We start from the raw sequence: 10,859 nt of genomic DNA on the forward strand, positions 1-10,859 counted from the left end.
GGGCTTGGCTCTGCCTATTTACCGGCCAGGGCCTTGATGACGTCCGCCGGCTTGGGCAGCTCGGAATCCACCGCGTCGGAGGTGTAGCCAAGAGCGATGGCATCCGCCACGTCGAAGGCCTTCTTCTTGGAGCCGAGGGCCGCCAGGACCTTTTCCGGATAGGCCGGGAGATGCCGGATACGAACGCCGCAGGCGTCGTCGATGGCGTTGATGACCGCGCAATGCGGAGCGGTCAGCGGCAACTCGCCGACGCCGCCGGCACCAAAGGCACCGTGCTTGCGAGGTTCGCAGACGTAGATGATTTCCAGATCGTCGGGGATGTCGTTGCAGAACGGGAAGCCCGCGCCGATCATGTTGGAGTGCTTCTTGATGTGCTCGAAGTCCTCGGTCAGGGCCAGACCGATGCCCTGGGCCAGGCCGCCGTAGATCTGACCGTCGACGGCCAGCTGGTTGGTGATGGTGCCGACGTCGGCGACGTGGGTCATCTTCAACACGGTGGTCTTTCCGGTGGTGATGTCCACTTCGACCTCGGCCAGGAACAGACCGTACATGTAAATGCAGAACGGTTCGCCCTTGCCGGTTTCGACATCGCACTCGGTGCAGGGAGTGGTCCACCTGCCGAGATGCTTGGTTTCGATGCCTTCGGCCTTCATTTCATCGTAGGTGCGATAGGTGCCGTCGGCCTTCTTCATGGCTTCAAGCAGCATTTCGCAGGCCACGCGGATGGCGTTGCCGGTAACCACATTGTGGCGGCTGCCGCCGGAAGGACCGGAGTTGGGGGTCAGGGCGGAGTCGTTGAGGCACAGGTTGATCTGCTCCGGCCGCAGGCCCAGGGGCTTGAGGCTTTCGTGGGCGAAGGTGAGGGTACCGATGTCGGAACCCTGGCCGTGGTCCTGCCAGCTGTTGCCGATCATCACTTCACCGTTGGGCAGCAGTTCGGCCCAGGCTTCGGAAGTGTCGGGTCCGTCGAGGCCGCAACCGTAGATGCCGAGGGAGACGCCGACGCCGCGTTTCTTGGTTTCCGTGGAGTTCAGTTCGGCCAGTTGCCTGGCGCGCTCGTACTTGGGCCGCAGGGCTTCAAACTGTTTCGGGAAGACGAACACTTCCGGAGTTTGCTGGGTCGGGGTGGTGGCGCCTTCGCGATAGCAGTTCAGTTCGCGCAGCTCGAAGGGGTCCTTGCCCATCTTCTTGGCCAACTCGTCGATGAGCGACTCGGAGGCGAAGAAGGACTGCGGCGAACCGTAGGCGCGGAAGGGAGCGCCCCAGCAGTGGTTGGTGGCGACGGTATGGCCCTGACCGCGCATGTTGGGGATGTCATAGCCGGAGAAGGCGTACTGCATGCCGCGCGAGGTCAGCAGGTCGCCGAACTCGGAGTAGGGGCCGTGATCGACATACCATTCGGTCTCGGTGGCCAGGAACTTGCCGTTTGCATCGGCGGCCAGCTTGGCCTTGAACCAGAAGGGCGAACGCTTGCCGGTGTAGAACTGCAGCTGAGCCCAGCTGTACTCGAGATAGCAGGGGACACCGGTGGCCATGGTGGCGGCGGCGACCAGGGCTTCGTTGCTGGGGCAGAATTTGTAGCCGAAGGAGGAACCGCAGGGATTCTGTACGATGACCAGGTTTTCCGGATCCACCCCGAGGCCCGGGGCGATCATGGCGATATGCAGCTGCAGGGCGATGGACTTGGAGTGGACGCAGACCTTGCCTTCTTCATTGATGTAGGCGAAGCCGATGTCCGACTCGAGGGGCATCTGCGGCTGGCGGCCGAGATAGTATTCGCCCTCGACCACGTGGGCGGCTTTTTCCATGATCGGCGCGGTTTCCTCACCCTTCTTCAGGCCCTGGGTGAAGTAGAGGTTGGGGGTGCCGGGATGGATTTCAATGGCGTCCTCGGCAATGGCGGCCATGGCGTTCATGTAGTGCGGCAGCACTTCCAGGTCGAGTTTGACCGCCTTGGCGGCCGCGTCGGCCTGGGCCTGGGTCCGGGCGCAGACGATGGCGATGGCGTCGCCGTACTGGAAGACCTTCTTGTCGCACAGGATGGGGCGCTCCCAGCCATCGCCCTTGTTGGTCGGGAAGGTGATCAGGCCGGTGATGCGGTTCTTGCCCTTGATGTCCTTGGCGGTGACGATTTTCACCACGCCGGGCATCTTTTCGGCCGCGGAGGTGTCGACGCCGTTGATGTTGGCATGGGCCACGTCGGCGTAGACCAGGGAGCAGAACAGGGTGCCTTCCGGCAGCTGCTCACGCTTGTCGGCGCCGAAATCCCACAGGCCGCAGACCTTGGCCACCGAAGTGGGGCGGGGATAGCGGGTGCCGTAGAGGGAGCCGTCGGTAGGCGCTTTGTAATCGAGCAGGGCTTCGTCCATGTCGCCGCGCAGGACCTTGGCGGCATCCATGGCGGCATCGACCAGAGACATGTAGCCGACACAGCGGCAGGCGTTCTTGTACTTGGTGAACCAGTCGCGCACGTCCTGGCGAGTCGGGTTGAGGTTCGTGTCCAGCAGGGCCTTGATGGAGACGACGAAGCCCGGGGTGCAGAAACCGCACTGCAGGGCGCCGTGCTTGATGATGGCCTTCTGGATGGGGTGCAGATTCTGCGGCGTGCCGATACCCTCGACGGTGGTGATTTCCGACCAGTTGTCGATGCGCTTCATGCGGGTGACGCAGGAACGCACCAGCTTGCCGTTCACAATCACGTTGCAGGCGCCGCAGGTGCCGGTGCCGCAGCCGACCTTGGTGCCGGTCAGCTGAAACTGTTTGCGGATGACATCGGACAGCAGGGCGTCTTGGTCAACGATGACATGGCGCTCAACGCCGTTGACCTTGAGCATTTTTTTAACCAGTCCCATGTTTCTGTTCCTCCTTTTAGGGTTGTGGGGGAAGGCTGCCGGCCGACCATTCGGCCGGTTTCCTCCATGTATTAACCGGGCAGGCCGGGAACGAGGCCTTCAATCGGCCCCTGCCTGCAAGATAAAATCATTTTCCGAAGCCGCAATCGGGGTAGTGGCATCGTTCACAACCGGCACAGAGGCCGCCGTGGCCCAGGGCGACGATGTCCTGCCTGGTAACGGTTTCGCCGGCCAGCAGACGCGGCACCACCAGTTCGAAGATGGTGGCCTTGTGATACATGGCGCACCCCGGCAGGCCGATGAGGGGGATGCCCTCCAGATCGGCCAGCATGAACATGGCGCCGGGATAGGTCGGGGAGCCGTATACAACCACCTTGGCGCCACTGGCACGGATGGCGGCCGGCGTCAGATCGTCGGGATCCACCGACATGCCGCCGGTCAGAACCACCATCTGGGCGCCTTCGTTGCGCAACTCGTTGATGGCGGCGACGATGGCCGTCAACTGATCCGGAACCACCACCTGGCGCATGACGGTGCTGCCCAGGGCCCGGAATTTTTCCCTGATGACCGGCCCGAACCGATCTTCGATGCGGCCGTGGAAAATTTCGTTACCGGTGGTCACCAGGCCGATCTGAAGGGATTTGAAAGGGCGTACGCTGACCAGGGGGGGATGGTCCTGGCAGCGCTCGGCCAAACGATTCAGGTTTTCCGTGTCGGTAAACAGGGGGATGATGCGGGTTCCGGCCACCACCTTGCCGGCTTTCACAGGCTGGTTTGAATGCAGTGTGGCGATGGTGATATCCGGCAGATCGTTGAGATCCGCCAGCAGTTGGGCATCGATTTTCAGCAGACCGTCCTGTTCGGCCGTCAGTTCCACCTTGCCCTGGTTCGGTTCGCCGAAGCGCACATGGGGGCCGCAGATGTGTCCGGCAATGCGATCCGCCGCTTCATCTTCGTGAATCAGACCGTCGGGCAGGTTCAGTACATAAATACGATCCTTCCCCAACTGCATGAGCTTGGGAATATCATCGGCCGTGATGCAGTGCCCCTTTTTGAAGGCTCGGCCCTTGAATTCGCCGGGGACGATACGGGTGATGTCGTGAGAGAGAAAGCGGCCGACGGCTTCCTGTACGGGGATGACTTCCACCATGTTGAAATTCCTCAAAATGAAAAACCCGCACTTGGGCCAGTTTGCAGACTGGCTTCGGTGCGGGTTTCGTTAAGTCTGCCCGGGGGCAGAGGACGAAATGAGCGCGATGTTGTGGTTTCAGAATGTTCCGCAGGTCCGATAAGGCATGGCTCGCCTTGGTGTCATGCTTGCGGAGTCATTCCGTTATTTGAGTTGTTCAACCCTTTCAATGTAGCTGACGCCACCTTCTTTGAAGGCAATGACCAGCTTGCCGGAAAAGCTGCGATTAACCAGTTTCAGAGCGCGCATGATATCGGCAATGGCCTGTTTGCAGTCCGAGATGGACGCCCCAATGTCCGATTGGACTTTCCTTTTCTGGAAGGCTTTTCTCTGGAGTTGTGTCTCCAGGAGCAGGATTTCGGGAACCGACATACGATTCGCTACCTCCCCTGAGGGACGGAGACGTCCCAAGAAAAGAAAACCCTACCAATGACCCTTGGGAAAGCAATTGATACGGGTTTCGTGAAGTCTGCCGGAGGCAGAGGACGAAATGGGCGCATTATTTATTCATGCCCGAAAAAAGGCTTCACCCTTGAAAAAGCAAACCGTGTTTGGGAGGCTTACTTATAGCAAAGCGAAAATCCAAAATACAAGAGAAAAATAACAGGCATAGATATAATTTACTGTTTACAACTATGGATTACCAAAAATAACTTTTGAAGGATTTTTCCTGGCCTAGTGGACCGTATCGCAGGAGGTCTTGCCCTGGCTGCCGCATCCTTCGGTGCCCTGTAATGCGCAAGAACTGCAATCCGCTTCCTCTTCCTCGTGATCGTGGTCATGATCATGATCACAGGAACCCTCGTCCCCGTCATCACCACAGCGGCCGGCCTCGTGGCTGTAGCAGGGTGCCAGTTCGATGAGACTGTTGGCCGCCAATTGCTCAAGGGTTTCCTCAAGGGTACCGCCCCGGGTTTCATAGACCCGGAAGCCGCACAGATTGTTCATGGTCTGCAGGGCGGCATCGCCGATGGCATCGACGATGATGGCGTCCAATTGCTGCAGGTGCAGGGCGGCGTATGGGTTGCAACCTTGCTGTTCGTTGCGCGGGTCGCAGTTGGCGACGACCATCGTCTCCCTGGTTTCGCTGTCGACAATCAGAAACAGGGGCGCGGAATTGAAGTGATTGAACAACTTGCTGTTCAAGCCTTCGTCCCGGGTAATGGGGAAGCAGACTTTCATGGCTTTGACTCCTTGTGGATTGGGGGTTGATAGTTCAGACAGCTATGGCTCCCGGGTGCCAGAACAGCGCCTGACCCGTGGGAAGATACAGGGGGCGCTGCTCCTTGCCGGTGAAAAATTCATCCACCGCACGGCGGATGCCGGGGCAGGACTCGAAACCGTAATCATCCCATAGCAGCATGCCGCCGGGACTCAGGCGGGACGCAAAAAAGGCACAGCAATCCAGCGCCGATCCGTAGACATCCACATCTACATGCACCAGGGCAAAGCACTGGTCCCGCAAGGTGTCCGGAACCGTTTCCGGAAAACGCCCGGGATGGATATGGGTGTCTGGAAAGGGGTCGAGCAGTCGGCGAACCTTTTCGAGGCTGGTATCGTTGAAATCACCTGGACAATGATGGTCCAGATCGGTGTCGGCTTCGGGAATGCCGCTGAAGGTATCGAACAGGTGCAACGGTTTTCCGGCCCCGGCCAACGCCCGGGCCATGAGCAGGGCGGTGCCGCCGCGGTACACGCCGACTTCGGCAATCGCTCCGGGAATATGCCGGGCCATATGCGCCAACTGGAATAAAATAGCCAGGCGATCGTCGCTCAACAGGGTCAGGCCCCGCAGATCTTCAAGTAAATCGGCAAATTCCGGCTGCAGGGCGGTAAAGTCGGCGGGCTGCGGATCGGCTTGCTGGAAGTGGAGGTGTTCCTTGCGGCCCAGAGCGCGAAGGCGATCTCGGATGTGGACATAATGGCGTCCGACGGCCACCAGGATGAGATATTCATCGGACGGCACTGTTTTGAGATAGTCCGGGCCATGGATGGGATGGCCCGCAATGGTCTGTCCCTGGCGAGCGGGATTGCCGTCAATGAAGCAGTGAACCTGCGGGGGACTGGCGAGCAGATTGAGACGTCGCAGCAGGGCGGTGCCCTGACAGCCGGCGCCATAGATGATAACGGGTTTCATGGCTGAATCCTGCGTTTTTTGGGCTGACGCAGGGCATGGAACCGCGCCAGCGGTTGATGGCGATATCAACACGGCCAGGGCGGGTTTCGTTGGGTCTGCAGGAATACAGAGGACGAAATGGGCGCGGTGGTTTCAGTGTTATTTGAATGTTTCGGATTTTTCTATGAAGCTGATGCCGCCTTCCTTGAAGGCAATAACCAGTTTTCCGCTGAATTTGTCCGGAATGATGCCCAGTTCGCGCAGCGTGTCGCACACTTTTCGTTTCCAGACGGAATTGGGTACTCTGATGTCCGTAACGACCTGTTTGCGTTTTTCGTTATCCGGCATAAATCTAAAAATCCTGTCCGGTGGACGACCATTTTTCTTGGCGGGCGGAAGGAAGTCCGGGGCGTTCCCAGGCCGGGCAAGCCAAGCGAATGGCGTTCCTTGAGCACCATCGACATTTAAGACAGTGTTTTACGAACTCGCTGTATAGCATGTGCTACGACGGGTGGCAAGTAAAAACTCAGGAACCACTGCTCTTGATAACGTCTTGAAGCCGGCGCAGTGCTATCTTTCGTGATAGCCGAGCACCACCAGCAGGCAGCTGCCGTCGGCGATGACATTGATTCCGGCGGCCCGGCAGGCCGCCACCGCAGCGGCGCTTTCTGCGCCGGGCTGCATCCAGATGTGGCGGATGCCGTGGGCGATGGCCTGGCTGACGATCTTTTCAGTCACCGCCGGCGGCGTGATGATGGACAAGCTGGTGACCTCCGGCGGCAGGTCGGCGACGCCGGCGACGCAGGGGATGCCCTCAATGGCTTGTTCCCTGGGATTGACGGGAATGGCGGTTTTGCCGTTCTGCAGGTAACAGCGCAGCACCTTGTTGCCGTATTTGTCACGATTGCTGGAGGCGCCGGCAACGGCGAAGGCCGGAGCCGACAGAAACTGGGCGATGCGCTCTTCGATGGACATGGTTCCTCCTGAAGGACAGGTTCGAGGAAGAAATTTTTTTGGGGCAAGCATCCATCTGGATACTCCGGATGGATACAGGGCGGTTTTCAATGTCGGAAGCGAGCCTATCACATCCTGCGATGGTGGCCAAGGCCTCACGAGGCGGGGGTGTTCCCCGGATTAAACGGGCAGGAATGCTGGAGCCTGGGAACTTTGCGTTTCATTATGGCATGCTGTGGCAATTTTGGTTATATTGACACGGGCTGTTTAATATCCAGGAAAAGGAGTCTCGACAGATAAATTTTACCCTTTCTCCCGGAGCAGAATTTGTCAGATAAAACATCTCCAGAGCTTGGCAAATCTTCTTTAAATGTAAGATTGGCCAACGAGCTTGTTTATCAGATGAATATCGTTCGCAGGCAGGTGAGCGCATATCCGCAAGGCCATCCGGTGGTGCGTTCTTCGGCCGATAGAGCGATCAGTACCCTGCAACACCTCCACTCCCACGGGCCGAAGGTGACCATCGGCGTTGCCCGGGACCGACTCTTATTCGACGCCACTCCCCTGGATTCAAAAAACCCTGTTTTTCAGGACTACGCGCGAGCATTGTTCGCCCACGGCATCATCGGCCACTGCCTGCAGCAAGGCCTGACCGCAGAGGAGCTTTGCCTTTTCTACCGATTGCTGGCCTGCAAACCCGAAGAACTGCTCAGCCAGGGCGGAGTTTCGGCGGTAATGGCCAAAGCCGGGCTGCGGCATTTGACGGTTATGCTGCTCGATCACTCGCTGTTTAAAACGCAGGAAGTGTCCAGCCCTGAAGAACCCGGCCCTTCCAGCCAAGGTTCGGAACAACCCTGGGACCGTTTGGCGGGCGCTCTTTTCAGGCTCTCGACCAAGACTGCGGCCCGGCCCGATATTTCCCCGGCACCCATCACCATGGAAGAACTGGTGACTGTGCTCAATATTCAGACCCAGGGGATGACCCCCGGGGAGGCTGGCGGATACGAGCAGGCGGTTGCGGAATTCATAAGGGAGCTGGTTGCCGGTGCTCCCTGCCAAGGAACCTATGGCGAGGGTCTTCATCAGTTCGCAACCCTGATCGGTCAATTGCAGCCAACAATCCGGCGCCAGCTTTTAGCCAGCGCCCTTTCGGCCCTTCAGGCCCACCAGCCGCATGCCGGTCCGATCCTTGGCCACTTTTCCAGCGAGGTTCTGGCTGACGCTGTCAAAACGTTGGATGCCCGGCAGGCCATTCCGCCCTTTATTCTGCAGGTGTTGCAGCAACTCGCCTCCCATGGTTCAGGGACGGAACCGTTAGGGCAGGAAAATCCGTTGTCTCCATCCGATGCCGCGGCAACGGGGAAACTGGAGGAACTGCTGACCGAACATGGGGCCGATGCCTATGTCCCGCCGGACTATCAAGCGGTCCTTCGAGAACTCCCGGAGCGCAGTCAACCGGCCAGGTCCCTGCCCCCGGAGGCGATTCAGGAGATGATGGCAGGTCTCCAGGCTCAATGCCTCGAGGGGCGACTTTGCCGGATTCTGTGCCATCTGCTGCGCTATCCCACCGATTCTGAACGGGCCTCCAGGCTCATGGAGCCGTTGCAAAGCCTGGTTCACAAGCTCATCGACATGGGCCATTTTGATGTTTTGGTCGATATCCATCGAGACTTTGCTGCGCCTGTCTCCAATGCCGGGGCGAGCGGCAACAACTTTCTGAACGCCATCTTTTCCGGCCCCAATTTTGTGCGCGGGATCATGTCCAAATTGGCGGCATCGTCCGTGGCGCAACGTCAGGATATATTCATTCTCATCGGGCAGGTCGGGGCTCCCTTTATTCCCTTGCTCTTGGACAGTCTTGCCGAGGAGCAGGATCGATCCGTCCGTTATAAATACTTGGCCCTGCTGCGGGATATGGGGAGCAGCGCACGCGATGAAATCATCAGCCGTCTTCAGGATCCCCGTTGGCATCTGGTTCGCAATCTGGTCACTCTGTTGCGCGATCTGGGGGATCCCGGGATCGTGGATGTTTTGGAGCCGCTGCTGCACCATGCAAACGAGCGGGTTCGCCAGGAAGCCTTGAAAACCGGCTTACATTTTCAAGATCCGCGCGCCGAAACCGTTCTGTTGCGTGAGTTGGGGGCGACCGGGGCCGCGCCGTCATTGTGGAGCATACTCCTGGCTCGGAATTCCCGAGACCCCCGGGTTCTGGCGCGGCTTCTGGCTTTGCTTCGCGAAGGGGGCTTGACCGAAGCGCGCTGTTCCGTGCGGTTGAAGGTCATCGCAACGCTCGGGGATCTGGGCAATCCGGAGGCCTTGTCCGGGTTGAAGCAGGTACTCTTTGGCGTGAACCTGCTCCACCCGTTTCGGCACAGGCGCCTGCAGTACCAGATTCTGGACACCCTCAAATCCTTCCCGCCGGAGACGGTGGCCGGCATTCGGCATCGGCTTGTTTGCAGTCTGCGGCCCGATCTCCGGGGACTGCGGCAGCGGGCCATCCAACTTAAAATCGGGACAGCAACATGAGGCCGGAAAACCTTACAGAAATGCAGACGGCTATCCGTCACCTGATTACCGCCGTGGCCAACGCTAACCTGTATAGCGTCGAGCACCAGCAAATCAAGCGCCTTTGCGAGGCTTCGCAAGGCTGTTTTGAAAACCTGTTACGGGAGCAAGGGAAGCTTTCCTTGCTGATGGTGGAAGGGGTACTTCTGTTTGACAATATTCCGTTGCCGCCGGGTCTGCATGCACAAAAACTGGCCCAGCTCATGGAGCGCCACCGCATTAATCGACTGATCCTTGCACCCGGTTTGGAACCGGAGGAACTGGAGAAACTGGTGGAGTTTTGGACGCAGCCGGGCAAGTCCCGACAGGGCTTGCCCGAGTGTCCTCATCTCCGCTTCGAGACCCTGGCTGAGTCTGAGGCCTTGCCAAGCCAGGCGACGCTCGATGAATCATCGATCTATGACGCCGCTGGTCTGGGGGAGGTGAAAAAAAAGGGTCAGAACCGTCTGGCGGAGATGTTCGAGGATTTTGGTCGGAAGAAAACCATGCATGTGGCCGGCCTGAATGAAATCGTCAGCAGCTTCATCGAGGCCTTCAGCCGCGAAGTCCTTTCCCTTCTGGTCCTGTTGCCCATCCGTACCATGGATGAATATACCTTTACCCATGGACTCAATGTCTGTCTCCTTAACCTGGCTCAGGCCATGAACCTTGGTATCGAAGGACAATTGCTGCACGATATCGGCCTGGCCGCCCTGGTGCATGATTTGGGCAAACTCCACATCCCGTTGGAAATTCTGGCAAAGCCGGGCAAGTTGGACGAGCGGGAGTGGGGCATCATGCATCAGCATCCGGCTCAAGGAGCCGAGTTGTTGCTCGATACTCCCGGCATGCCCCAGTTGGCTGTTATCACTGCTTTTGAACATCATCTGCGCTACGATCTCAAAGGTTATCCAGCGGTGTCCGCGCACTGGAACCAGCATCTTTGCAGCCAGATGACCACCATCTCCGACATATATGATGCTTTGCGGACTACGCGACCTTACAAGGCGGCCAAAACGGCGGAAACCTGCGCCGAAATTTTGCGCGAGGCAGCCGGCAGTGAAATCCACCCACAATTGGCGGGCAATTTTCTTTCCCTTCTTGACCATAGTGCCCAAAAGTCCGGTTTGCACTGTTTTTAAATCCTTCGGCAGCGTGAAGATCATCCCCCCTCTGTGCCCGCACCATTATCAGAGCCAATCCT

9 protein-coding genes are annotated in these 10,859 nt (G+C 58.6%); 2 read left to right on the top strand and 7 right to left on the bottom strand.

Translation table 11 applies throughout. The features are described from left to right. Positions 1-14: 14 nt before the first annotated feature. The 7 genes from JQN68_RS13690 to JQN68_RS13720 all read right to left on the bottom strand — a co-directional run bounded on the left by JQN68_RS13690 (position 15) and on the right by JQN68_RS13720 (position 7,132). The gene (locus tag JQN68_RS13690; protein ID WP_349632326.1) at positions 15-2,846 is read right to left on the bottom strand and encodes a molybdopterin-dependent aldehyde oxidoreductase; all 2,832 of its coding nucleotides are present in this window, start codon (positions 2,844-2,846) and stop codon (positions 15-17) included. 133 nt (positions 2,847-2,979) lie between these two features. Beyond that, on the bottom strand, positions 2,980-4,002 hold the full coding sequence (locus JQN68_RS13695) for a molybdopterin-binding protein (protein WP_225073231.1): 1,023 nt from the start codon (positions 4,000-4,002) through the stop codon (positions 2,980-2,982). Positions 4,003-4,185: 183 nt separating this feature from the next. Beyond that, on the bottom strand, positions 4,186-4,413 hold the full coding sequence (locus tag JQN68_RS13700; RefSeq protein WP_225073232.1) for a hypothetical protein: 228 nt from the start codon (positions 4,411-4,413) through the stop codon (positions 4,186-4,188). Positions 4,414-4,716: 303 nt separating this feature from the next. After that, a complete protein-coding gene (locus JQN68_RS13705) occupies positions 4,717-5,223 on the bottom strand; it encodes a NifB/NifX family molybdenum-iron cluster-binding protein (RefSeq protein WP_225073233.1) in 507 nt (168 codons plus the stop codon). 34 nt (positions 5,224-5,257) lie between these two features. Next, positions 5,258-6,178 carry a TylF/MycF/NovP-related O-methyltransferase gene (locus JQN68_RS13710; protein ID WP_225073234.1) on the bottom strand — a complete coding sequence of 307 codons (921 nt, stop codon included), beginning with the start codon at positions 6,176-6,178 and terminating at the stop codon, positions 5,258-5,260. 138 nt (positions 6,179-6,316) lie between these two features. Further along, complete coding sequence (locus tag JQN68_RS13715; protein ID WP_225073235.1) at positions 6,317-6,505, bottom strand: hypothetical protein; 189 nt, start codon at positions 6,503-6,505, stop codon at positions 6,317-6,319. 222 nt (positions 6,506-6,727) lie between these two features. After that, positions 6,728-7,132 carry a CoA-binding protein gene (locus JQN68_RS13720; RefSeq protein ID WP_225073236.1) on the bottom strand — a complete coding sequence of 135 codons (405 nt, stop codon included), beginning with the start codon at positions 7,130-7,132 and terminating at the stop codon, positions 6,728-6,730. Positions 7,133-7,513: 381 nt separating this feature from the next. Here JQN68_RS13720 and JQN68_RS13725 point away from each other — a divergent pair, with 381 nt between their 5' ends. Then, positions 7,514-9,637, top strand: coding sequence for a HEAT repeat domain-containing protein (locus JQN68_RS13725; RefSeq protein ID WP_225073237.1), 2,124 nt, complete (start codon positions 7,514-7,516; stop codon positions 9,635-9,637). A gap of 20 nt (positions 9,638-9,657) precedes the next feature. Continuing rightward, entirely contained in the window at positions 9,658-10,797 is a 1,140-nt protein-coding gene (locus tag JQN68_RS13730) for an HD-GYP domain-containing protein (protein WP_225073238.1), read from the top strand. Positions 10,798-10,859: the final 62 nt, after the last annotated feature.

The sequence above is a fragment of the Desulfuromonas sp. CSMB_57 genome, from assembly GCF_020194955.2.
Taxonomy (GTDB): Bacteria; Desulfobacterota; Desulfuromonadia; order Desulfuromonadales; family Syntrophotaleaceae; genus JAFCIY02.